Origin of the sequence: Peribacillus sp. YIM B13482, assembly GCF_042787975.1 — a bacterium.
Taxonomy (GTDB): Bacteria; Bacillota; Bacilli; order Bacillales; family DSM-1321; genus Peribacillus; species Peribacillus simplex_A.
In genome coordinates this window covers 1-25,165 of sequence record NZ_JBHZPF010000062.1, presented here as the reverse complement: position 1 = coordinate 25,165, position 25,165 = coordinate 1, and the positions used below count along the sequence as shown (strand labels likewise).

General features: G+C 38.0%; 20 protein-coding genes and 5 pseudogenes. 7 read left to right on the top strand and 18 right to left on the bottom strand.

What is annotated here, in order from left to right:
* Positions 1–147 precede the first annotated feature (147 nt).
* The 7 genes from ACFX4L_RS21855 to ACFX4L_RS21825 all read right to left on the bottom strand — a co-directional run bounded on the left by ACFX4L_RS21855 (position 148) and on the right by ACFX4L_RS21825 (position 5,685).
* Positions 148–831 carry a DUF554 domain-containing protein gene (locus ACFX4L_RS21855; protein ID WP_377406169.1) on the bottom strand — a complete coding sequence of 228 codons (684 nt, stop codon included), beginning with the start codon at positions 829–831 and terminating at the stop codon, positions 148–150.
* 62 nt (positions 832–893) lie between these two features.
* On the bottom strand, positions 894–1,712 hold the full coding sequence (locus ACFX4L_RS21850) for a MerR family transcriptional regulator (RefSeq protein WP_053535405.1): 819 nt from the start codon (positions 1,710–1,712) through the stop codon (positions 894–896).
* Between the two features lie 154 nt (positions 1,713–1,866).
* Positions 1,867–2,073 (bottom strand): DUF5316 family protein, encoded by a 207-nt coding sequence (locus ACFX4L_RS21845; RefSeq protein WP_054399278.1) that lies wholly within the window; start codon positions 2,071–2,073, stop codon positions 1,867–1,869.
* A 199-nt stretch (positions 2,074–2,272) separates the two neighbouring features.
* A complete protein-coding gene (locus ACFX4L_RS21840) occupies positions 2,273–2,791 on the bottom strand; it encodes a general stress protein (protein ID WP_377387600.1) in 519 nt (172 codons plus the stop codon).
* Between the two features lie 291 nt (positions 2,792–3,082).
* Complete coding sequence (locus ACFX4L_RS21835; RefSeq protein ID WP_284469567.1) at positions 3,083–3,715, bottom strand: LysE family translocator; 633 nt, start codon at positions 3,713–3,715, stop codon at positions 3,083–3,085.
* Between the two features lie 366 nt (positions 3,716–4,081).
* Positions 4,082–4,387 (bottom strand): NIPSNAP family protein, encoded by a 306-nt coding sequence (locus tag ACFX4L_RS21830; protein WP_377384941.1) that lies wholly within the window; start codon positions 4,385–4,387, stop codon positions 4,082–4,084.
* Positions 4,388–4,833: 446 nt separating this feature from the next.
* Positions 4,834–5,685 carry an SDR family NAD(P)-dependent oxidoreductase gene (locus ACFX4L_RS21825; protein ID WP_377384939.1) on the bottom strand — a complete coding sequence of 284 codons (852 nt, stop codon included), beginning with the start codon at positions 5,683–5,685 and terminating at the stop codon, positions 4,834–4,836.
* Positions 5,686–5,976: 291 nt separating this feature from the next.
* Here ACFX4L_RS21825 and ACFX4L_RS21820 point away from each other — a divergent pair, with 291 nt between their 5' ends.
* Positions 5,977–6,627 carry a TetR/AcrR family transcriptional regulator gene (locus ACFX4L_RS21820; RefSeq protein WP_377384937.1) on the top strand — a complete coding sequence of 217 codons (651 nt, stop codon included), beginning with the start codon at positions 5,977–5,979 and terminating at the stop codon, positions 6,625–6,627.
* A 528-nt stretch (positions 6,628–7,155) separates the two neighbouring features.
* On the opposite strand, the gene ACFX4L_RS21815 is transcribed toward ACFX4L_RS21820, so the two are convergent.
* From ACFX4L_RS21815 to ACFX4L_RS21790, 6 genes are all read right to left on the bottom strand, one after another.
* Entirely contained in the window at positions 7,156–7,653 is a 498-nt protein-coding gene (locus ACFX4L_RS21815) for a PTS sugar transporter subunit IIA (protein ID WP_054397421.1), read from the bottom strand.
* A 220-nt stretch (positions 7,654–7,873) separates the two neighbouring features.
* Entirely contained in the window at positions 7,874–8,848 is a 975-nt protein-coding gene (locus ACFX4L_RS21810; protein WP_317779160.1) for a carbohydrate kinase family protein, read from the bottom strand.
* A 16-nt stretch (positions 8,849–8,864) separates the two neighbouring features.
* Positions 8,865–10,337, bottom strand: coding sequence for a sucrose-6-phosphate hydrolase (locus tag ACFX4L_RS21805; protein ID WP_034314995.1), 1,473 nt, complete (start codon positions 10,335–10,337; stop codon positions 8,865–8,867).
* Positions 10,338–10,406: 69 nt separating this feature from the next.
* Positions 10,407–11,855, bottom strand: coding sequence for a sucrose-specific PTS transporter subunit IIBC (locus tag ACFX4L_RS21800; protein ID WP_284469637.1), 1,449 nt, complete (start codon positions 11,853–11,855; stop codon positions 10,407–10,409).
* A gap of 194 nt (positions 11,856–12,049) precedes the next feature.
* A complete protein-coding gene (locus tag ACFX4L_RS21795) occupies positions 12,050–13,045 on the bottom strand; it encodes a LacI family DNA-binding transcriptional regulator (RefSeq protein WP_377384934.1) in 996 nt (331 codons plus the stop codon).
* A 324-nt stretch (positions 13,046–13,369) separates the two neighbouring features.
* Positions 13,370–13,591, bottom strand: coding sequence for a hypothetical protein (locus ACFX4L_RS21790; protein WP_377384932.1), 222 nt, complete (start codon positions 13,589–13,591; stop codon positions 13,370–13,372).
* Positions 13,592–13,834: 243 nt separating this feature from the next.
* Here ACFX4L_RS21790 and ACFX4L_RS21785 point away from each other — a divergent pair.
* Both ACFX4L_RS21785 and ACFX4L_RS21780 read left to right on the top strand, forming a co-directional pair.
* Positions 13,835–14,402: pseudogene (locus ACFX4L_RS21785) on the top strand (tyrosine-type recombinase/integrase).
* A gap of 268 nt (positions 14,403–14,670) precedes the next feature.
* A pseudogene (locus ACFX4L_RS21780) lies at positions 14,671–14,784 on the top strand (YjcZ family sporulation protein); the annotation flags it as partial.
* Between the two features lie 142 nt (positions 14,785–14,926).
* On the opposite strand, the gene ACFX4L_RS21775 reads toward ACFX4L_RS21780, so the two are convergent.
* Entirely contained in the window at positions 14,927–16,195 is a 1,269-nt protein-coding gene (locus ACFX4L_RS21775; RefSeq protein ID WP_061462513.1) for a M20 family metallopeptidase, read from the bottom strand.
* Positions 16,196–16,749: 554 nt separating this feature from the next.
* On the opposite strand from ACFX4L_RS21775, the gene ACFX4L_RS21770 reads away from it, so the two are divergent.
* Both ACFX4L_RS21770 and ACFX4L_RS21765 read left to right on the top strand, forming a co-directional pair.
* Positions 16,750–17,316 (top strand): TetR/AcrR family transcriptional regulator, encoded by a 567-nt coding sequence (locus tag ACFX4L_RS21770; RefSeq protein WP_284469632.1) that lies wholly within the window; start codon positions 16,750–16,752, stop codon positions 17,314–17,316.
* Positions 17,317–17,374: 58 nt separating this feature from the next.
* On the top strand, positions 17,375–19,231 hold the full coding sequence (locus tag ACFX4L_RS21765) for an alpha/beta fold hydrolase (protein ID WP_377406168.1): 1,857 nt from the start codon (positions 17,375–17,377) through the stop codon (positions 19,229–19,231).
* Positions 19,232–19,520: 289 nt separating this feature from the next.
* Here the strand turns inward: ACFX4L_RS21765 and ACFX4L_RS21760 are convergent.
* Positions 19,521–20,951: pseudogene (locus tag ACFX4L_RS21760) on the bottom strand (IS4 family transposase).
* 279 nt (positions 20,952–21,230) lie between these two features.
* On the bottom strand, positions 21,231–21,671 hold the full coding sequence (locus ACFX4L_RS21755) for a cell wall hydrolase (protein ID WP_284469628.1): 441 nt from the start codon (positions 21,669–21,671) through the stop codon (positions 21,231–21,233).
* Positions 21,672–22,318: 647 nt separating this feature from the next.
* Here ACFX4L_RS21755 and ACFX4L_RS21750 point away from each other — a divergent pair.
* Complete coding sequence (locus ACFX4L_RS21750; RefSeq protein WP_377406166.1) at positions 22,319–22,960, top strand: GTP pyrophosphokinase; 642 nt, start codon at positions 22,319–22,321, stop codon at positions 22,958–22,960.
* Between the two features lie 72 nt (positions 22,961–23,032).
* On the opposite strand, the pseudogene ACFX4L_RS21745 reads toward ACFX4L_RS21750, so the two are convergent.
* Positions 23,033–23,164, bottom strand: a pseudogene (locus tag ACFX4L_RS21745) (recombinase family protein); the annotation flags it as partial.
* Positions 23,165–23,810: 646 nt separating this feature from the next.
* Positions 23,811–23,960 carry a hypothetical protein gene (locus ACFX4L_RS21740; RefSeq protein ID WP_089365001.1) on the bottom strand — a complete coding sequence of 50 codons (150 nt, stop codon included), beginning with the start codon at positions 23,958–23,960 and terminating at the stop codon, positions 23,811–23,813.
* Positions 23,961–24,507: 547 nt separating this feature from the next.
* Here ACFX4L_RS21740 and ACFX4L_RS21735 point away from each other — a divergent pair.
* A pseudogene (locus tag ACFX4L_RS21735) lies at positions 24,508–25,165 on the top strand (transposase); the annotation flags it as partial.

The window sequence follows — 25,165 nt, the reverse complement described above, 5'->3', positions numbered from 1 at the left end:
AACGATTTACCAAACTCAATCAGATCACTCATAAGGCTCAGCCTTTTTTTTAAAAGCGTTTTTACTGGGTCTATTTTGTTGTGGTTTTTTCTGGATTTTGAGCTTTTTTAATTTTCATGGGAGTTTAAGTGTAATATTTCACAAATATTATAAATGAGAAAAATGAATAACTAAAAATACAATAGGAGGAATTATTATTGATGGTAGAAGATTTAAAGTATTAAATTTCTTAATCCCCAAAATATTTAAACCAGATGCGATTATCAATATACCTCCTACAATCGTCACTTCGTTCAGAAGATCATTATTTATGGAGTTCTCCATTAAAATAGCAATTAAATAAATGGCACCTTGCCAAATAAATAAAACAATTCCTGCAACAGCTATCCCAATACCAAATGTGGATGCTAATACAATCGAGGTAATCCCATCCAACACCCCATTTGCAAGCAGATACGTATACTCTCCCTTTAACGCTGCCTCTACAGGACCTAAAATAGATAACGTTCCAATACAAAATAATAGGATAGCAGTCGCTAACCCCTCAGCTAAATTACCTCTGGAATATTTATTAACTAAAGCATTAAATTTTGATTCTAAATTCAGCCTTTGACCGAGCAATCCCCCTACGGCTAAGCTTACAATAAAAAGTACCGGATATTTGCTGGAAGGTAAATGTTGCACTAGTGCATTTATTCCTAACCCCAACGCAACTAACCCCATAGCCTGCATTAGAATGTTGTGATATTCATCTTTTATCCCCTTTTTAAAGATGCTTCCGATAATGCTTCCGATTACTATCATCATTGTATTAAAGATTGTTCCAAACATAATCATTTCTCCTTTTAATTATTGTTCTATCCAAAAATATAGACCCTCCTGTAACGGGAGGGTCAACACTTTATTGGTATTTGTATTTCTGTCAGATAGTCTTCTTTACTACCTGAGATATAATGGTCAATTATTGTTCTTTCAATGGAATCCCCGATAACTTGGAAACCGTTATCTTGAATACAATTGAGTAAGCTTCTATAATGTTCGGGTGAATCGCTGTGATTTCCATTATAATAAATGCAGGCATACATTCCTTCGGGAAGAGTTGTCACTAAAGGATTTTGAATATCATCTTCTTCGACTAAAATAAATATCGAGTTATATTCATTGAACTTGTTGTTTAATGTATTATTAATACTTATCGTAAGACCTACTCCCCCAATAAATATAGAAGAACTCATATTAGACAGACTCTCTAATCGTCGTAAGGAAACTTCCATCTCAGGTTCTGAACTGATTATTTCCATTAATCTTACTATCCTTCTCTCTTTCCTCTCCTGTATGAATGGCACTTCCAATTCTTTTATTTCTCGTGCTAATTTAATGTCCTTGATTCGATTTTGGAACCTTCGGTTAATTCGTTCCAGTTCTTTCATTTTTTTTTCGGTTAATCGTTTCTGTTCCTCTAAGAGATACAAAAAACCATCGATATTCCTGTCGTCTAGATGTCCCTTGATCTCCTTTAATGAAAAACCTAATTCCTTTAAATAATGAATAGTGTTCAAATGTTCAAATTGTTCCGTTGAATAATATCTATAACCGTTGTTTAGATCCGTATGTATAGGTTTTAATAAATCAATTTCATCATAATATCGAAGGGTTTTTATGGTCGTATTATGGAGTTTAGCCATTTCTCCAATTGAAAATCTATTCTTCAATTTAATCTTCCTTTAGAAAAACTTTATATTATCACTATAATACACAATTATATGAAGTTAAACTAACCTGCCCCGTTAGTGCCATAAGAAAAAGGCTGCCTCAGCAACCTTCCTTATTGAAGTAAAGACCCATTAGTTGAAGAGCAAAGTATTATTATACAAAGTATATTAATCCAGAAATACCTAAACAGATTACAGCTATGAGACCTGAGATTAATGCTATTTTAGTTCTAAAGCTTCGATTTTTTGTTGTTTCTGAATGAAAATTTGCTCTTTGTTGTTGTCCACCTGTCCATGCTCCGATAAAAACACCTGAAATAACAATACTTACTATCCCAACAATAAGAAAAAACTGAAACATTAATAACTCCCCCTTGTTAGGCTCTCGTATATTTTCATTACATATTATACCATGGAATTCATTGGCTTTCTTATAGAACTATCCTGCCCCGTTAGTGAGCTGCCTTATAGACAGCTCTGATCTTCAACTAACGCACCCGTTTGTTTAAGAACATCTTTTCACAAACTTATTCATTTTTAGTGACTAAAATATTAATTTCTCAACGACAGTCGTTTAAGTCTTTACTTATACAGGCTTGCTTCAACCTTTTAGTTTTCAGCAAATATTTAATATCTGAGATATTATCATATGATAATTGAATGTGAAAATAATTAATATATTCTAAAACTGCGAAAATGCAAATAAATCCTGCAATTGACAATCCCAATACTGGTAAAGAAGGATACCATTTAGAGAAATCAATAGCGAAAGCTAAGAGTGAAATCGCAATCAAGATTATATTGATTTTTTTCAAACGTCGTAACTGTTTAACAGTTTGAATGGGAGTTATAGGTGTATTTTCTTTTCTTAAACGATTCCATTTTTTATACCAATAAATGGTTCCTTGTAATAAAATAAATTCCAAAAGAAGAAATGATGTCCAAAAAGAAAACAATGAATATAATTGTATACTGGGAAATGCAAAGTTATATAAATAACTTATAACAATAAAAACAATTATTGCGTTTCTTTCACCTTTATAAAGGTACGCAAGTCTTTTTTCTAATAATTTCTTCACAGAATCACCTTTATTTCTTTAGCTCTTTTAAACTCCAATATCCAGAATATATTCTACCTTATATTGGAATGTTATGGAACTATTCTGCCCCTTAAGTTCCATAAGAAAAGGAGCTGCTGATCAGCTCCTGGTAATGAAGTAAAGCACCTTATAGTTTAAGTGCATTTTTTCACAAATAAGAAATACAAGCTGATTTGTTGATTAAGCAATCATTAAATATAGCCACCGTATTTAAACTCACGTTTTCTTTCGTGATAAAAACAAGAGGAGCTAATAAAACTCTTCAAAGGTTTATTTTCTTTCATGAAAAGCTAAGTTTACAGCTAAGGCACCTAAAACAGATGCCATAAACCAGCGTTGAATTTTAACCAAAAAAGGTCTTCTTCCAACCCAAACCGCGACCTGACCAGCAAATAAAACAATTAGTAAATTTACAGCAAAGCTAACAAAAATTTGCACCGTTCCTAATTGAGCAGTTTGAACAAGCAGTGAACCACTATTAGGATCCATAAATTGAGGTAAAAGTGAAACATACAAGACCGCAATTTTTGGATTTAACAAATTTGTCATAAGGCCCATAACATATAGTTTTTTTGGTGACTCTACGGCTAAATGCTGTGGCTCCAGGATTGAACTTGCTCCTGGTTTTATTGCATTCCAAGCTAACCACAACAAGTAGATAACACCTAACCATTTAATGATGTCATACATTACTGGAACTAATTCGAACAAGAAGGATAAACCCAACATTGTAGCGATAATATAAATCAAAAAACCAGTAATTACTCCTAAAAGAGAAATTATCCCGTCCTTTTTACCTTGCGAAATGGTTCTAGATATTAAATAAATCATATTAGGACCAGGTGAACAGACCATCCCTAAAGATACTAGAGCAAAAGCGCCTAATGTTCCTAATTCCATCATTAAATTGCCCCCCTTTTCAATCATCACTATACCCGTTAAATAACGTAAATTTCTTCTAATGTACGGTCTCCTCTAAGGCACTTGATGAGGGAACTTCATCTTTATATTCCATAAAAGTCTTAATCAATAAATCCTGAATTAATGGTGCATCTGAAACTTCTGCAAAATATAATATCCCTCTCTCTTTTGTAATAATTATACATTATAAGTTATTTTATACATTATTATTTTACTATTCTTATTGAACTATCCTGCCCCGATAGTTCCATAAGAACAAGCTGCCTTAAAGACAGCTCCGATCTTCAGCTAACGCACCCGTTAGCTTAACAAGGTATGTATAGATTATTTTTCAACTTTAATGTATGTTCATTCGAATATAGGACGCATAAAGCTTCTCTCATAACTTAAAATACATTTAGTCTCTTCTGCAAATTTATATGCTTCTTGACAATCTGCATCCAATGCCATTTTTACTCGGTACTCTTCATATGCTGCTAAACTTGGGAAAGTGAATAATGCAAAAGCAATATTATTAGCACCCTCGTGTGGAAGGAAATAACCCTGATGTGTACCGCCTAATTTATTAACTAATCGAATCCACATCTTACCGTATTCCTCGAATTCATTTAATTTATATGGGTCAATAACATATTTCAAATAACATGTAACCATTTTAATCCCCCAAAAAAATCTATTTTTTTCCATCATAACATATAATTCGACTAACCTGCCCCGTTAGTACAATTGGTTACTCCATGTACTTCCACCTCTTTATCCTACTAGTAATTCAATCAAACTCCACCCTCTTTCGAGGTGTAGCTTTTAAATAAAGTTTAATCAAAAATATCTCGAAAACCCACATTTGACGATAAATAAAAAGAATCTATTTTGAAAAAAGATTGATCAAAATAGATTCCTATCCAGAATATTTCAGTTTGATTTTTATAAAAAATTTTAATCAATTTCAGTGTATCTAAGGTTTATTCTGCCTTCTCGAATTGAATGTGCCAGCTTTCCATGACTTTCCCGGCCGGGCTAATCTCTGAAACAAGCCTGTGCTTCACCGGCGTGTGTTCGGTCCCGGATGGGTTGATGGACAGAAGCATTAGAATTAGCTATCAGTGCGCCTCCGGGGTCATCCATCCTGCAAGATCGGACGGACCGGCCGGCTTCTTATTGTTGGCGGAGCCGTCGCGTGGACGAAGCATGCCGCCAACGAGACGAAGTCCCTGTTTCCTCGTCATGAATCGTCCAATCTGCGTACCTATATAATTCTGTGTTCCCGGAACGACATACAGCTTCCCGTCCTTCAATGCCCGAAGCGCAACTTCCACGACTCGCTCCGGTGTGTCTTTCTTACCGACGGCGGCTTCTTCCGCGCCTACGACGTTGAAGAAGCCGGTGTCCGTCGCTCCGGGACAAAGCGTGAAAAATTGGACGCCACTGTTGCGGTTCTCCCACCACAAGGCTTGGGTAAACGACAAGACGAAGGCTTTCGTTGCTCCGTATACGGCCATATAGGGAAGGGGCTGAAATCCGGCGGTCGATGCGACATTGATAACGGCCCCGGAGTTTCTACACAACATATCCGGCAAGAACAAGTGCGTCATATCTACAACAGCGGCAACATTGAGCATGACTTCCTCATGCTGGCGCACGCCTGACATTTGTTCAAACAAACCATGCGTGGCAAAGCCTGCGTTGTTGACCAGCATTTCGATCTCTAAATTCAGAAGTTGACATTGCCGATATAACTCGCCTGGCGCGCCCTCTTTGCCAAGATCGGTAGGAATCACCTCGACCTTGACGCCGTGCTTCTTTCTAAGCTCCGATGCCAGGTTCTCCAGCTTGTTTTTCGATCGGGCTACGAGTACAAGGTGGCCACCCTCTTTGGCCAATTGTCGGGCGAATTGCTCTCCGATGCCGGATGAAGCTCCCGTGACAAGCGCCCACTTTCCTTTTATGTTCATTGTGCAACTCTCCTATCTACTTTTTTATAATTAGGAAACAGTGTTACTTAGTCCTTAAAAATAATTCCTGACTCTCATAAGAGTCAAGAATTATGATACGTTCCGGTAACGGTGTTTCCAATTGAAATCATTGTAACTAAGCTTTTTAAGAAAGTCAACATCGTTTTTTGAATCGTTGGTTTTTAGCATCCCTCGCAACATTGACAACGGTCCGACAATTATATTAAAATTCCTGTTAAGAGCTGGAAACATTGTTTCTTATCAAAAATGTATTAATTGAGGGTGATAGCGATGACAGAACAAAATAATTCCTTCGCTGCAAATACGAAAAAGTTGGAAACGTATCAGGAGGCTCGCTTGAAAAATATTGAAAATCTTCGAAAGCTCGTCGTCGATGCTGCGGCAACGATTTTGTACGATGAGGGTCCTGAAGCTGTGACGGTGCGTAAAGTTGCGCAGAAGATGAATTGCTCTACCAAAATCATATACAACCTGTTTGTCAATAAAGATGGACTGGCTCAGCAGCTTTATCTCGACGGCTGCAAGATTCTCGCCAACAAATTCGAGGGAACGCCGCGCGCTGACGATCCGATGCAGCAGCTGTTTAATTTAGGCGAAACCTTCTGGCAATTCGGACAGAGTTACTCCGGTTATTACAAGCTGATGTTCGGAGGAGCCTTCGCGGATTTCAAACCAGACGAGGAGAGCATACACGGCACCGTAACAGCTATGCGGCAGTTATTAACAGTAATTGGTAATGCGCAAGAGCAGGGACTGATTACCGGTCCGTATGACACGGAAACCGTCGTCCGTATCTTCTGGGCGTCGCTCCACGGTGTTATCCATCTTTACATGTGCGGACATTTTGGTGATGTGCAGTCCGCACATGCGGTTTACAAGCAAACGCTGTCTTTGGTTGTCGATTCGTTATTTTCGAGTTGAGTCTTCTAGAGAAGAAAAAAAGCAACTTAGGGTGTCTTTTCTTTATTTTTTAAAACGTCGCAACTTTATTTCAAAACGACACGAGGGTATTTTTTTAATACAAGCAACTTTGATAAATGAATAAATAGAAAGGGCATGTTTTGAAAAAGATTAATCATAACATGCCCTTATACTATTTAATTGGATTATTCTTTTATAAAAAAGATTGAACATTTTTATGTTCCTTAATGAACTATTCTGCCCCGATAGTTCCATAAGAACAAGCTGCCTTAAAGACAGCTCCGAACTTACCTGCCCCTTTAGTTCATTAAGCAAGGTCACCAAATGGCAGCCCCAGAAAACTGCAGTAATAATATACGTGCAAAATAGCACTTAAAATAAGTGCAAATTATCACCTAAAGTAACACAATTCCGTTAAGTTATGATACCAACTTAGTCAAAATAAAAACACCCCATTTCTGGGGTGGACATCTCTTGGTCATATGTTCTTTAGTTCTTTAACGAGTTTCTTCTGTTTTACTCATTCTCCTATTTTAAGGTAACTACCAGAACGGTCGTTTTACCGGCTACAGATTGTCCACTATAGTGATACTCTAAATGTGTCACAATGTCTCCATTGGTAATGATCATCGGTGTAATAGTACTTGATGCTTTTTCCTTTACCAGTTCAAGGCTGTAGGTGACCAATATGTCTCCTGCTTTAACCTGGTCACCTTCTGCCACACAAACGGAAAACCCTTCTCCTTTCATGTTAACCGTGTCCAATCCAATATGAATCAATATTTCCAGCCCTTCTGCCGTTTCCAATGCAATGGCATGCTTCGTCGGGAAGACATTGATGACTTTTGCATCAGCCGGCGCTACTACCTTCCCTTCGATAGGAAAGAAAGCAATACCATCTCCCATCATTTTCTGTGAAAAAACTGGATCCGGTACATCTTCAAGCTTTAAAATTTCTCCTTCAATTGGCGATACTAATTTTATTTCCGAAATTTTTGTTTTTTTTCCAAATAAGTTTTTTAACAAGGTAATACCTCCAATTATTTTTAATACTCTGGCTGAACAGCAAATTTCTTAAGCAATCACTTTTTTGATTTGTTCTTTTAGCTGGTCTGATTTCGGTCCAAAAATTGCCTAGATGTTATTTCCTATCTCCAAAACGCCCGCAGCTCCAAGGCCTTTTAATCGGTCCTTATCAACTTAGCAAGCCAATCGGTCGGTACTTTTCCGTTTAGGGCAGGCGCCATTATTGATCGATTTGCTGCAGTTGATAAATCGCTTCTTTGGCCGGAATGGAAGAGATTGCTCCTTTTCCAGTCGTAGTAAGAGCGCCACTAGCGTTTGCAAAGCTTAGGATTTCTTGGTGATGAAGTTCAAGAACTTCTTCCAGATTTCCTTGCCGAACGTCTTTTTCTAATAACTGATACAGCAAGCCTCCGATAAATGCATCCCCAGCCCCTGTTGTATCCTGTACGCCGACGCGATACCCGGTTGATTCGTATTTTTTACCTCTTACATATAATTCGGCACCTTGAGCTCCTTTTGTATAAATTACTGCTTTAACAGCACCAGTAAATAACGAAGAAACTGCTTTTTCTTTGTCAGTAATCCCGGTAATAAACTCAAGCTCTTCATCAGAAATTTTCACAATATGAACCATTGGAACAAACTCTAAAATCGTTTTCCGGCATTCTTCAGGATCAGTCCAAAGCGGAAGGCGGACATTTGGGTCAAAGCTGATGATTCCGCCTTTTGCTTTTAGAGAAGTAATGGCTTTCACATGCGCATGCTTCATAGGACTTTCCACTAAATCGACTGAACAGAAGTGGAGGAGGTCGCCGTTTGCAAACCAGCTATCGTTAATTTCAGTCTCATGAAGCAGCAAATCTGCAGAAGGATTGCGGTAGAAAGAGAAATCACGTTCACCATTTTCAAGCAAAGATACAAAAGCAAGGCCTGTGTTGGCTTCATTTGTTCTCGTAATTTTATCTATTTTCACGCCGGCTTGCTGCAATTGTTCTAAAAGAAAGTCCCCAAATGAATCCATTCCGAGCTTAGTAATTATCGATGCATTGCCGCCATTTCTGGCAACTGATACAGCAACATTCGCTGGAGCGCCTCCTGGAGCACGCTCGAATTCCATTACATCTTTTAGTGCGATTCCTTTTTGAAGGGGGATAAAATCAATTAATACTTCACCGATTGCATATAAATTTCTCATACCTTACCTCTCGCTTTCATACATAACTCCATTTTTTTGCTTGAAAAGTGGTGCTTCCAGATAATGCAAAGAAACGAATTTCATTTCTGTTTTCACGAGGGAAAATCCGGCTCGTGAATACTTCTTCACCGTCATTGATGAAAATCTCAACAGAAGAGGTATCTACAAATAAATGAAACTTAATTTTTTTGGTATTCACAAAGCATTTTCGGATTGTTCCATAAGCTTCTCCAACGGTCTCACCTGAAGAAGAGCGGTCAAGAATGACTTTTTTCTCTACAGTATCATATTTAATGACCGTTTTTTCATCATCACCGGCCCTGAATTCAATACCAAATTCAACGGCATCGTTGTTTTCAAATTCACATACCATTTCATAGGATACTCCTTTGAATTCTTCATACATGTTCTTGGTGTTCTTCAAAACACCTTTTACTTCAGTTTCCTGCCTGCGTAGAGCTTGAAGTTCCTGCACTGGCCGCTGAATCAGTTTGCCGTTTCGAACAGATAATTCTCTGGGCAGTGTTAAACAATGCGCCCAGCCATTTTTGTCTGTGGGTAGGTCGATTTCAGGCAAGCCCATCCATCCGACAAGGATACGCCTTCCGTCAGGATTAACCATTGTTTGCGGCGCATAAAAATCAAAGCCTCTGTCAAGCTCCTGAAAAGAGCCATGTGATAATGAGTGGGTTATTGTATCTAGCTTGCTGCCAATAACATAACCGGATTGATAAATATTGTGGTAAAGGTCTCCCTTGGGCTCCAAACCTTGTGGAGAAAACATCAGTACACCATAGTTTTGCAGTTCAAAATAATCTGGGCATTCCCACATATATCCAAAAGTTCCAAGGTCAGTTTGTAACTCTCCTTCAAATGTCCAGTTTACTAGATTGGAGGAACGATATAGGACAACACATCCTGTTTTGTCTTTCCGCTGTGCACCGATTACTGCATAAAAGGTATCATTTTCTCTCCAAACTTTCGGGTCGCGGAAATGATTAGTATATCCTTCTGGTACGTCCCGAATGAATGGATGGGTCAATTTTTCAATTTGTCCCGTTTTCTCCATGATGGCGATACATTGATAGGGATGTCTTTGCCAATTCTCATCACGGGTGTTGCCGGTATAAAATAAATATAGTTTTCCTTCATATTCAATAGCACTTCCGGAATAGGCTCCATGGCTGTCATAATAATCATCCGGTGCGATCCCGATGCCGGCATTTTCCCAAGAAACAAGATCTTTTGATTTCGTATGATACCAATACTTCAACCCATGTACAGGACCAAGTGGAAACCATTGGTAGAATAAATGGTACTCGCCATGATAAAAAGAGAAGCCATTAGGGTCATTAAGTAGGCCGGATAAAGGCTGTATATGAAAGGTTTGTCGCCATGTGCATTCATTTACTCTTGTTTGCAAATTTTGCAGCTCTACCTGATTAACATCTTCAACGCGGCGATAACGCTGTTCTTTTGTCCATCCCATGTGATCAGACTCCTTTAAAAAATCAGAGGACTGTTCCTTGTTTCGAACAGCCCTTTTCATATTAATAAATTAGGCTGCTTCTTTTCGAGAAAGGGCAGCAACTTTTTTATCTGTCCGATTTGCTAAACTGAATGTTGCGATAAAGGCAACAGCAAAGGAAATGGCCATACCAATTATATAAAAGATAATTGTATCTGTTTTTATGGAAATAATCCCTGGTAGACCTGCAGCACCAAGTGCAATCGCCTTTACTTTGAAGAAGGTGACGAAAGCAGAGGCCACTCCTGAACCTATAATTGCTCCAATAAATGGATACTTCAGTTTTAAGTTAACACCGAACATTGCAGGTTCTGAAATCCCTAAAAGAGCCGAAATACCCGCTGCAGATGCCGTACCTTTTGTTTTTTTATCTTTCGTAATGAAAGTAACTGCAAGGGTTGCTGCACCTTGAGCAATATTGGACATTGCTGCAATTACGAAAATAAAAGAGCCCCCAGTTTTTGAAATATCAGAAAGTAATTGTGTTTCTACAGCAATAAAGCTATGATGCATACCTGTGATAACGATTGGTGCGTAAAGAAGTCCAAATATAGCTCCTCCGATAAAACCAGTTCCATCATATAAGAAGATGAGACCGTCTGTTAATAAGTTCCCTGTAGCACGAGTAATCGGTCCTACTACTGTGAACGTTAAGATACCAGTAATAAAAATTGTCAATAATGGTGTTAGAATATTGTCTAGTGCGGAAGGAATGACTTTTCGCAAATACGTTTCTATTTTTGCTAAAATAAAGGAAGCAACAAGTACTGGCAACACAGTGCCTTGATATCCGATTTTTTCAATTTCAAATCCGAAAATATTCCAGACCTGAATTTCACCGCTTACTAAGGCTCCTCCGTATCCCCAACCATTCAATAAGTCAGGGTGAACCATTAGCATTCCAAGTGTAGCACCCAAATAAGGATTTCCGCCAAACCGCTGTGTGGCAGAGAAACCGATTAAGATTGGAAGGAATACAAATGCTGCGTTGGCAAATGTATTAATTAGAGCTGCTAAATCTGCGAATCCCGGGTTAGCTTCGACAATGGATTGCCCTGCGATAAATAAGTCAGGTGCTGTGAGCAAGTTGTTAATCCCCATCAATAGACCGCCGGCAACAATTGCAGGAATAATAGGAACAAAAATATCAGAAAGCATTTTTACAAAGCGCTGAAGCGGATTCATTTTCTTCGAACCAGCATCTTTTACATCTTTCGTCGACATTTCAGTAAGTCCAGTTAGCTTTGAAAACTCTTTGTATACTTCATTAACAGTTCCCGCACCGATAATAATCTGGTATTGTCCTCCAGTTGAATATGTTCCCTTTACTGCATCCATCTCATCTAGTTTTGCTTGATCGACTTTATCTTCATCATGTAAAGCTAAGCGGAGCCGAGTCGCACAGTGTGCTGCAGCTGCCACATTTTCTTTCCCGCCGATTGCCTCCAATATTTCCTGAGATACTTCTTTATAATTCATAATGATCCTCCTTTTAAACGTTTATAAACGCCGACTTGGAACCGGTTCCGTTTGAATTCAAAAAAAACATATGAATATATTAAGCAACGGAACCGGTTCCAGTATAAACCAAAAAAATATAATATCAACAAGTTGATTCACAGAAACCGGTTACATTTTAGAAGGGGAATATTTGGTAACCAATTTCATTTTGATTATAATCGGTGTGGTAAACGATTGTCAACGCTTTCTCTTTCAATAATTTTATATTTTGATAGAGATAATTTTGGTAATTCTTCCCCGTTAACAAGCTTTACGATACTTTTAGCTGCCATTTGTCCTGCTTCTTTGTAGTAAAATTTCGCTGTAGTTATGCCTGGGTGTATCATCTCTGTTACTTCATAACCTCCAAATCCAGTGATCGACAAGTCTTCTGGGATTTTTAAACCTCTTAAATAAGCTGCTTTCAAAGCACCAATCGCTATATTATCAGTTGCACATACGATAATAGAGGGAGTGAATTCCTCAATAATAGAGGGGACATTGATTAATGCATCTGTTATGCTGAAGCTTGTTTCATAATACCTTACTTCACAGTCTGGTTTTTCATCTATCGCCCGCTGAAATCCTTTTTTTCGCATGACTCCTACAGCAATATCTTTTCCTGTTACGCCCAAAAAAGCAATCTTACGGTGACCTTTTTCCAGCACATGTTTTCCGAGATCATATGCTGCTTCATAATCATTGTGTATGATGCTGTGAATTGTTTCATGCTGCTGACCAACCAGTAAAACGGGCAAGTGCAGCTCTTTGAAGGCCTCTAAATGGGCGTCTGTAACTTGGGATGGAAGCAAAATCATTCCCGCAACCTTTTGCTTAGCCAGTGTGTAAATATTTTCAATTTCCCGATCTAAATCCTGACCGGTATTTGAGATCAGCATTTGATAATTTAGTTCTCTTAATTGTTCATCAATGCCAATTAACGTATGAGAAGAAGCATACGAATCAAGTCTCGGTACAATGGTACCGATTATATTAGTTTTCTTTGCTTTTAAACTTTGAGCGAAGGCATTAGGAGCATAGCTGGTTTCATTTATCACTCGTTCGATTTTATTTTTCGTTGCCTCACTAACAGAACCATTATTTAGATAACGTGAAACTGTACTCTTAGCAACTCCGGCAAGCTTCGCGATATCAGTAATTGTAACCAAAGCATTCATCTCCGTCTTTATATGGATTTATTTATTATACACCAATATGTTTAGTAAATTAAGAGGTGAATATAGTTGATTATTTAAACAGGAAATTTTACAACGTTATCATTGCAAATTTAAATGTAAACACATTCACGTCCAAGTAGGAGGTGAAAAATATGGAAATTAGTAAAGAGGTTACATTTATACAATGATAAATAGAACTAACCATTATGAGAAAAAAATCCTTTCTTTTCTATTTAGCTCTCTTCCTAAATGGGTATAGCACTCCATCAAACCCAATTACGAAACATTTCGTATACTTCCTGATTAGTTTTAACATTACCAAGAAATACACCCATATGTATAATAGTATTCTTTATCACTAAATAACGCTTGAAACTCCTTATCATCTGCGAAATCATTAAAAAACAAGTCCATTGAACTGTCTTTTCTTACCCAAGCAATTGCTTCTATATATGGAGTGAACTCATATTTCCAATTATCTACATGAAGGTGATTACCAGTATAGTTTTCATCATTAAAATAATCTTGATTATTCATTGACTTACCCCCGAAAACTCAATTATTAGCAGAAATATATCATAGGACTTATTGTCCTAACCTGCCCCGTTGCAGCATAAGGGTACTTTCTTTCTAATTTGAATGTATGATCTAATTGATTTAATTAACTTTTTTCGTTTTTTCTCTTTATACTGAAAAAAGAGGAAAAATCATACATTAAATCGTTGGTACATAAGGATTTTATAGCCGGATTTTTTGAATAGAGAAGAAAGGTCGATGGAGATGACGCAACCAAAAGATGTGCAGCCGATCCGTGATCAGCAGCAGTTAGAAGATATGAAATGGGCGCTGAAGCGCCATTGTTCGGAGCGTGATTATATCCTTTTTGTGGTAGGCTGCGAGACCGGTCTGCGTGTCGGGGACCTACTCAAGCTCACCACGAAGCAGATCCTGGACCTTAAAAGCAAACAACACAAGATTCTATGGGTTAAAGAAGGCAAAACGCAAAAAATCCGCGATATGTATATCGCGAATTGCTTCCAGGAGGTCTATGAATACTCCAAAAACGTCCAGAGTCCCTATTTATTCCCGTCCAGGAAGGGAGAACGTCCGATTCCCCTAATCAGGCCTACAGACAGCTAAATAAGACCGCAGAGTTCGCTGGCGTAGTACAGTGGGCAATCATACCTTACTTAAAACGTTTGGCTATTGGTTTTACAAAGCTATGAAGGATATTGCCATGTTGCAACGGATCCTACATCATTCCCATCCATCCGTTACCCTGCGTTATATTGGCATTACGGAAGAGGAAACGAATAACGTATTGAAAACATTTAGTGTCTTTCACTAAGGCTATTTTAAAGAAAAATAACAATCAAAAAAGTTCGTAAAAGTTTACTTTTTCGAACAGTAGTAACAATGCTATACCGCCCATTTCGGAAATTTTATACGCTAAGAGAATTCCAACCTGAAAAGTCGATCTCCTTAAGGAATCTACTTTTTTTACTTCTTCTGAACAGAGATGGAGACTATTGTGTCATTTTCCTAATTAGAGCATAAGGTGATATAACCCATTTAATTAATTTCCTCCTCTAAAAACAAAATGAGGAGATGTTTGTATGTCACGTTGTGAATCAAGTTGTGATGACGGTAGAGGATTTGGCGGAGGATTCGCCTTTATAGTCGTTTTGTTTATACTCTTAATCATTGTTGGAGCTAGCTGTTTCGGTGGCGGTGTCCAATGCTGTCCTGCCCCCGTTCATGGATATGGCGGTTTCTGCTAAAAATGAAAAAAGCCGACCTTTATTGGTCGGCTTCTTCAAGTTGGGGTAGCGTCCTGACGTTACCCCTACATAAAGTTTAGTGAAAATAGATTTAAAATGATCTAAGATACTTGACTGCCGTCTCAGCATAAATCTCGGCAGATTCAACTAAGTTCTCCACTGAAACCCGCTCATCGTACCCATGGATAGTGTGTTCCAGCCCTGGACCGTAAAGGACGGTATCAATGCCATGGCGCCGGAAGTGACTGGCATCACTTGAACTCAGCAAAAGTACGCTGAATACGGGTTCCTCCCTTCCGAGGACACGCTGGATTCCCAGTTCTATTTCCCTCACAATTGGACGATTCTCTAAGGTCCAGTTCGGGTTAGTACAGGGTACCATTGGCTCTACAACCGCATCTGGCGCTACAGCACTAACAAGATTCCTAGCGACATCAAGTACAAACTCGGGCTTCATACCGAATGGAACCCGGGTATCCACTTTAATGATACACTTGTCTGCGACGACGTTCACATTTGTTCCACCCTGGATTACACCTGGATTGTAAGAGGGACGATAAAGTAACTGTGACAGTAAGGGATTTCCTAGGAACCACTCAGTATTGTACAAAAGTTGACCAAGCTCTGCCGGAGGCGTTGCCTTGAGCTCCAATAGCTTGGTTAGTGCTTCGACCGCGGCTGCCCCTCTTCGTACGGCGGAGATTCCATAAAGCGGTTGTAGGCTGCCATGCCCTGTCTGACCTGGTATGATCACCTGCATCCATGCCTCGGCCTTTTCACCGGCATTCGGATGGTGGGGGTCCGTTGGTTCACCAATCAGACAAGCATCACCCTTAATCAATCCTTGATCCAGGAGCGAAGCCACCTCAATGCCGCCAGTCTCTTCATCCGGAGAGGCAATAACTCCTAGGCTACCTTTCAAATTAAGAGTGGGGGCGAACTCCTGAAGTAGTCCCGCCACAAAAATCAGTGCTGCCAAGCCTCCTTTCATATCGGATGCTCCCCGACCCAAAAGCATACCTGCTCTGACTTCTCCTGAGAAAGGATCGAAGGTCCAATGTGAACGATCGCCTGCAGGTACGACATCTGTATGTCCGCAAAATAGGAGCCGTGGACCAGGTATCCTGGTTAAGGGAGCATCACAGACCACGGTAACCAGCGCATTTTCGCTACGGCGGTGCTCGGTAATCAAGAACCCTTTTCCTGCTAGGTATCGGCTAATATGGCGTCCCATTTCTGCTGACCGCTTCTTAAACTCGGGCGATGGATTTTCAGATGGAATTCGAATAAATGAAGCAGCAAGTTCGACTAATTCCTGTTGCCTTGACCTTATCAGCTGCCGGATCATTCTGGTACTCATATAAATACATCCCCTCCATGTCCGGCATCAGCCGCAGTATTTCTATACTATTCTATGTGCTGTTCTTAGATCATATTTCTAGGGTTAAAGGTGGGGAAACATTTGATAAGTGTTATTTAAAGTCGCGTTCAATGCTTTAGTTAAACTTAATTAGCCAAAGATATATAGGGGTAACGTCTTGAAAATGTGCCTAACGTTGTAAATCCGCATTTTCCTGACGCTACCCCATCGCCATCAAGCTAACAATAACGAGTTACCCCAAAACGATAAAAACGAGTAAGATGCATAAAATTTTCGTTCTGGGGGTATTATGATTTCTTACCTTGATGGGCATGTGGCGGTACCCCTACTTTGAAATAAAGTTGCACCATTTGTAAAAAAGATGCGTCGTTTTGAATAAAGTTTAACCATTTATAAAAAAGTCGCACCGTTTTACCCCTTAAGATATGAGTATCTAAAGGGGTGTTTCTATGTCCCATAGAAAAAGAAATAGTTAATACTTGCAACATTCAAACTAGTACTATATAGTTCTAGTTATGACAAAGGTAAAATTAATGAATCAAAAACGTGTGATTGAAGTGGCGGCAACATTATTTTTAGAAAAAGGGTTTGCTTATACAAGTATGGATGAATTAGTGCGTGTAAGCAAAGTATCAAAATCTAATGTGTATTATCACTTTTCTAATAAGGAAGAATTGTTAGAAGGGGTCGTTGATTATTGGATTGAAACGTATCAGCGTGCCATTGATGAAATACTTTCTCAGAACCAATTATTAGTTGAAGATCGTGTCCAGCTGTTTTTAAAGCATTTATCACAGGGAGTTCAGTCAAGGGAGTATAAGGGTAGCTGTCCATTTATTACTCTTTATATTCAAAGTCCTGCACAAGCCACGCACATAAAAGAAAAAATAGGTCTCTTTTTTACAGGATTACAAACGAAAGTCTCTCTATTACTAAAACAAGGAGTAGAAAAAGGGGAGTTTAGAAATACGATTAATATTGACGAGGTAGCGGCACTTTTTATAACGAATCTTGAAGGAGCGCTATTTATTTCAGAAACATTGAAGGATGCAACTGTTATCAAGCAAACAGCAAACCATTTTTTTAACTTGCTTCGATAAGAGAAGCATTTTTTTTACATTGAATTAGTACTATATAGTACTAAAAAGGAGCGCGGATATGAGGACAATATTTTTAACTGGTGGAACAGGCTTTATTGGGAGGCAATTAGTGGAGGAATTAACTAAAGAGGAAGTTATGATTTTTCTTTTAGTTAGGTCAAAAAGTAAGGCAACACGCATTTTTCAAGAAAAAGGTATTGTAAATGAGGCAGCCATGCACTTTATTGAAGGTGATTTAACGAAAACAGATTTAGGTTTAAGTGATGAAGATAAGGATAGGATATTAAAAACGGATGTGATTATTCACGCGGGTGGACCAATGGATATTAAAGCGACAGAGCAAGAGGCAGTTTCTGTAATTTTAAACGGTGCCAAGCATATCGGTGAATTAGCTAAAAGTATTCATCAATTGAAGGGCTTGCAGCAATTTATTCATATAGTAGGTTATATGAGCCCCTTGGATGATAAAAGTAGCATGGTTACGATTGATGTGTTTAAGGAAGGCAACGATTATTTGAAAATAAAAAATTCATATGAAAGAACAAAATTTTTAGCAGATCTTTATATTCGCCAGCAGGCATCTGAAATAGGCTATCCGCTTTCTGTGATTAATCCACCAACTGTAGTCGGCAGTAGTAAAACAGGGAGTACGGAGCAAGTAGCAGGCTTAGGCTTGCTTGTGACGAGTATGCGAAGAGGGCTAATGCCAGTTGTTCCTGGAGGTAAGGGGTATAGATTACCACTTATTTCAAACGATGAGCTAGCGAAGTTTATTGTGCAGGTTTTTAAGCAGGAGCAACCGTCTATTCAAACATATACACTTGTTCAAGACAAACAGCTTGATCCAAATATGTCTGAATTATTAGGAGTTATGTCAGAAAGTATGAATATGGTAGCACCTAAAACCTCTGTACCAATTCCTTTCATGAAGGCACTTATGAAAAGTGGGGTAAGTAAAATAACACAAATTCCATCGGATGGACTGAACTTTATTACAAATAGGAAGTTTTCAAATGATTCATCGAAAAAAATCATGGGAGGGGATTGGTTTAAGAAGACGAGTGTAATGAAATTTTTCCCAGCCGTCGTAGCGGATTTGGATTATCGCTTGATGTATCAAAATGACCAGCATAATCATGCATTTGAACGAACATTAATCGGAAACACTGTCATTTATCAAATACAAGGAGAGGGTAAGCCGTTTATTTTATTACACGGTTTATTGAGCGATGGAGAGGATTTATTTCCTTTAGGACTAGAGCTTCATGAAAAAACTGGTCAACCGGTATGGATCCTGGATCTTCCAGGTTTAGGACGTTCCCCTTTTAAACGGGAGAAAAACCTTCTGGATCTCTATTTGAATGTAGTGAAAGAGTTAATGGGGGAAGCTACTAATGGTGCACATTTGATTGGCCATTCCTTCGGTGCGGTAATTCTTCTGGAAGCATTAGTACAAGAGTACATTGATACGAAGAATACTATTACTTTACTTCAGCCACCTGTTGCAAAAAGAAATTCTAACTCGTTTAATGCTCCTCAATTTATGAACAAATGGGCGTTGAAATTGGCAACTGCTAATTTGATAGAGCGATATTTATTAGGTAATGGTCTGTTTGAAAGTACGGAGAGCATTCCGGAACATTATATTGCCAAAGTAAGTAGGAGCTTTACTTCGCCTAGAATTTTAAATACAACGGTTCAGCTTAACAGTTTTCTATTGAAAGACTATCAGGGTGATTTTAATAAAGTACAAAGGTATAATCTTCATATTATTTGGGGAGATCATGATAGAAGCTATTTTGCTCCATTGCATCTTGGTAAGGTTGATATTGTTCCATATGGTCATCATTTCCCTCTTAGCCATCCGAGGGAAACGGCTGATTTGGTTATAAAAAATAGTAGTACTAGCAGATGATAGTGTGGGGTAAATACAAAAAAAGTGTGTAGTAAGATTGTTCGTTCAAAGTTTGGTTTAACATCATCGATTGTCCTGTATCCAATAATAAAAGAAAATAGTATTTTTTGCTTGGATTAGCTTAATCATAGCTGCATTATCATATTGCTTCTTATGTATTTTCTATTAGGGGTAGTACCACATGCCCATCAACCTAAATTACTAGATACGAAATGATCCTTGTTTAAAAACTAGCGAGTGATGGAAAAGTAGCCATGCCAAAAAAGCCTATTAAAACGAGATTTTTTTGCTAGGCAGCTTGTCTATTCTTCACTGTCGTTTCATACACAACCCCTAGAATATCAAAGACGGTCATCTTCTTATACCGATGACATTTACGACCGTTCTTTTTGAGCAGCTGATAAAGGCGATGCAGAATTTTCAAAAGTTCTTTTGTGCCAACTGCTATCGCTTGAAACAGTAACGGAAAGTAATCTTTAATCATATAAATTGCTTTGTATTCACTCAGCTCCTGCTTTTTCTTTTCAAGCAGAAGCTGTCGCATTTGAAACATCGTAGAAGAACAGAGGAGAATGCCAATGAGTTGTCCATATAAATGGCACTCTAGGCGTTCTCTTTTAATGTTTTTACATTCATCTATTTCAAAGAATGACTTCCACGTTTTAAACAAAATCTCAATCTGCCAACGAAGTGAGTACAATGAATGCACGTAATTCGTCGGTATTTCTTCTAGCGACGTGTTCGTGATATATACATTCATGCCCATTAAACGTTTACTTTTATACTTCATGACAATACCTTTCTTCTTTTCACGTATCGCTTGGTTTTTCAGTCGTGTTTGCGTTTGATCGTCAGTTAAACGATGGATAATGACACGTGCCGGAAGCTTCTGATTTTGGCCAATGTATGCCTCGGAGATTTCCATCGTTTCACCAGTAGTTAGACCAGACATCATTTGTGTCATATCAAGCTGGATGTATTCTGTTTGCTTTTTTAACGTGCCATTTTTGAAGTATTTTGGCTCAGGGTTCTTGATATAAATGCGTGTATTCAGCTTCAACCGCGAGATATAGTAAGCCTTTTTATCATGAATGACTTGTAAGTCTCCTAAATCGAAGTAACCAAGATCACGCAAACATAAATCGCCCTCCTCTACGGTTTCAAGGCAGATTGTACCGTATGTTTTATCATTGTTCTTTCCCGGTCCTAGCTGCACGTTTAAAAATTGGCCACTCAGTAAATCGTATTCCAATTGGATTTTCAAGCCTGCCGAATTACTACTCCCACCAGAGCCTTGATAATCGGTGGCGAAGGAATCAGGTAGCTGAAACACAGTTGCATCTAAAATCCGAATGCGTTCGAAAGATGAAATCATGTGTGAAGATAGTGAATGTGTCGCACAGAGTTTTTGTGTTAGGAGTGAAGTAAAGACTTCTCGGAGGAAAGCGACAGCTGTTGGATTAAAGCGTTGATTGAGTCCCTCTTGGCTCATTAGTACACCCGTCGAAGCCTCTAACCGACTACATAGTTGCGTAAGCGATGTACTAGCGACTTCTTGGCTGAGCTAAACGCAAAGGGCGATGAGTTCATTTGCTTGAAACTTACTAGATCGCTGCACAAAACCAACTTGTTTGGCGATTTCTTGTAGGACTAATGGAGATAGAAATCGTTGTAATTCTTGTGCGAAAAGTGAAAGTTCACTGGAGATGATAGGATTCATAAAAAACACCATCCTTTCTCGTAAACTTCTTACGATAAGCATAGCGTTTTTCCATTTTTGGGGGTATTGTTTTAACTTAGCTTGATGGGCATGTGACGTTACCCCAAATTGAAATCAACTACAATCGACCAAATTGGCGTGATGCTTGTTTAACTAACGCACTCGTTAGCTTAAGTACAATAATTCACAATCTTACTTTTTTAGATAAAAACTATGACTAAAAGTTTTATATTGTATAAATATTTTAAATATGTAAAAAAGCTTACTCAAAGAGTAAGCTTAACCTCTATAAACACTATCACATGTTGCAGGTTTTGGTTCATAAAAACAATGTTCTTTAAATTGACCAGTTTGAGGTTGATCATACCATGTTGGAGGGCATGGAGCATGTGGATTAAAATACCAAAGGGCATATCTAGCCGGATGCTGTCTCCAGTGCTTCAAATTCTGTTCTGCTAATCTTCTTTCAATACCTCTCGCTCTTTGATAAAATACATTCCCTTTTTGAACAGCTTCAAAAGAATAATTTCCTCCTTGTACTTGATAAATGACTTGTGGAATTGTTCTTAAACCTTTAAAGTCTAAACAATTAGCTACAAGACGATTTACAATTACATTTCCAACATATAACATTCCTTGTTGTCCTTCTCCTTCGGCTTCTGCTCTCATCATCCTTGCCATTAAGTCAACGTCTGAACTTCGGTAGCTTGCTCTTGCCATTTTTTCCACCCCAAAAATATTATATGAAAAATAGCCTACAGCCATGTCTTTATTTATGTAATAAAAAGTGCTTAGTTATAATAACTTACAGCTTTTAAGTAAAATGAAAACTATTGCATTCTTTTTTCCCTTTATTCAACTAAACTGCCCCTTTAGTTGAACAAGAAATTCAATCTTTTTTCTTTATGTAGAAGAAAAAAATCATAATTAATAACCAAAAACCCCATACCTCAAAAACACCCGATGAAGACCACATTTCACTTATCCCCGGAGTATTAAAAGTAATATACGTAAGAATAAATGAAACTACAACCAACAATATTTTTAATTTCACTTTTTACACCTACCCCAAAAGTCTACTTCTGATATATTACATTTTATAGAATTGATGCCAATATTTATTAAAATAAATAAAATAATTTTATTGAACTAAACTGCCCCTTTAGTTCCATAAGAACAAACTGACTTAGAGACAGCTCCGATCTTCAGCTAAGGCACCCGATAGTTTAAGTACATTTCTTCACAATCTTATTTCACTATGTTGATAAATAATCAGTAAAAGCAACTTTCACAAAAATGGAAAGTTGCTTTTTTTTTTTAGGGTATCTTGGTTATGATAACAGAATAATAACAGGAGGGCTGTGGACATGCTGAAAAAAAAGATGAAAATCGAGGTTATTCAAAAAGTATTAGACAATTGGAGGGGGTTCTTTTTACCTTACCAAATGGCCCTACATGAATTAGAAAGTGATTTCAAGGTTATTGACTTAGAATGGAAAACACAACATGGCTATTCTCCTATTGAACATATGAAAACACGTATGAAAAAATTAAGTTCTTTGGTGGAGAAAATACAAAAAAAAGAAATTCCTTTAACACAAGAAGCGGTGAGGAATGAAATAAGAGATATTTTGGGAGTTAGAATTGTCACAAGTTTTATTGATGACGTATATATGTTGAAGGAGCATATCGAGCAACGTGAAGACATTCGAATGATACGCGTAAAGGATTATATTCAGGACCCGAAAATGAGCGGATATAAAAGTTTGCACCTGATTGTAGAAACCCAAGTCATCTTATCCAACGAAATAATATGGGTTTCTGCAGAAATACAAATTCGTACTTCCGCTATGGATTTTTGGGCATCCACCGAGCATAAACTAAACTATAAATATCAAGGCGAGACTATACCAGAGGATGCTCAAAAGCAGCTAATTGAGCTTGCCAAAGCTTCTTCCTTAATGGATAAAGAAATGTCAAGATTAAGAACAAAATTACTGGCCAATTAAGCAAACAATCGTGACACCTTTCTCATTTCAACATTAAGTCAATCTGACAAATAAAAACACTTAGTCTTAGAATCTAAGGGTTTCATCCTTGTTCCGTCCAAAACGATCCAGTGAATGAATGTAAAGAACATCCCCTTTCCGGATCATTCGTTTTAACAATTGATATTGTTCTCGTTCAAAATTTTTCCCACTTTGTTTATCCATACTTTAACGGACGTTAAAAGTAGTTGATTTTATAAAAAAATGCCCCGTTCGCAAAAATGTACTTTTACGAACGACAGGAACAACGCTATACCTCCCATTTCGAAAATTTTATACTCTAAGAGAATTCCAACCTAAAAAGTCGCTCTCCTCTACGTGAACTGACCCCATAAAGTTAGACAGGTTATTTCGTTAGGCAGCGCGTTGGGTATGAACTCGGTATTGTACCGGGCTCATACCTTTCAATTTACCTTTATCATATGTCACAGTTTTTGTTTAAAAAGAGGGAGCAAGACAAAAAATGTATGATTATATAAAGAATCATACTTTTAAAAGGCCACCAATTGTGTGGGGTGTTGAGAAGGTATCTTGCTGAAAAGATCGAGACTTATCTTTTTATTCAGCTAAGCCAAGTGAGTATCCAAATGTTTTAAAAATTTCTGCTGGAGATTACTGGTGTATCCAAAATAACGGCTGGTCTATTGATTCTGCTACTGAAATTTTTAGTGAGGAATGGATATCTGATGACGAGTTTTTTGTTACCGAATCTGAAATTTATGGGAATAATAAACTCTATCATCAATTGAAAAAAGCACCTCGAATAAGAAAAACATAGGGAGGTTTTAGTCTTCCTATGTTTCCATTCATATTATTTATCTGTTTGTTTTTGCTTCTTTTTCAAATACTCCGCACGTATTTTTTCAAGGTGCTGCTTTTTATCAAATTTGGCAGGCGCCTGTTTTTCATGAAACTTTGTCACAGCTACCTTACCTTTGGTATCCAATTGATATTTTCCCACTTTGTTCACCTACTTTTCTTGTCTTTAAAGAGAATCTATTCATTAAATATAATATACCTTATTTTACTGAAGTAAACCTTATTACTTTATTAGTGTACTGCTACCTTTGCATATATCAGTAAAAACATTAAAAACTTAGTAAAATAATTCATCTAATTGTTCGGAAAATAAGGTATAAAATATTAAAACAATCTAAGTCTACTCCATCTTTTAAATGGTTCATAATGCTAATAACCAATACGTTCTCGATGATTTCAAATTTAGGTTTCTGAGGGGAAATATTGTTTTTTTGCACAGTCTTTTTACTACTTGTTTAAAAAAATCTACATCCCCAATATTTTTCTCCAAAAAATCACCCCATGTTATTAACTTTTCTACTTATATCCATCTTAATCCAAATATTACCTTATCCGACTAACCTGCCCCTTTAGCATTCCTGTAGATCGTTAAATATCAGGTTTGAAAAAAATAGAGCCCCTCAGTAAGATACGAGTATAGAGACCAATCTAACTCAAAATCTTAAGGAGGAAGCCCTACTATGAATTTTAACCGAGATGTGATCGTTAAGCGTCTTGTTAGCTCCATCAACCAAATTAATCGCTGGGTGGATGTTGTCTTTCCCGAGTTCCGGGAAGTGTTTAAAGACGTATCATGTAAAGGGGCAATCGCAACCCTACGCCTCTTTCCTACCCCAGCTGAATTATGTTCCTTACAGCCTCAAGATATCGTAACCGGGTGGAAATCATGTATGAAGCGACATTCCGGGCATAAAAAAGCCCATTCCCTGCATGCGTTGGCCAAGCGTTCAATTGGTACGAAACAAGCCCTTGATGCGTATAAACTTCACTTGGGACAGTTATTAGAGGAATATGATCTCGCTTCATCCCAACTCGAAAGAGTGACGCAAGAAGTCACAAACGTCTTGGAACAGATTCCATTCGTTAAGCCATTACTTGCCATTAAAGGAATCAGCGAGATTTCACTAGCGGGCATCTTAGGAGAAGTTGGAGATCTAAGTGGGTTCGCTCACGGGAATGCGCTCCTTCGTCATGCAGGATTGCATCTAGCTGAAGCAAGCTCTGGGAAGTGGAAAGGCCAAATTGTTCTTTCCAAACGTGGAAGATCACGCCTGCGGCGTTACCTTTTCCTTGCGACCATGAGTCTGGTGATGAATAACCCTGAGTTTAAAGCCCTACACTCGAACA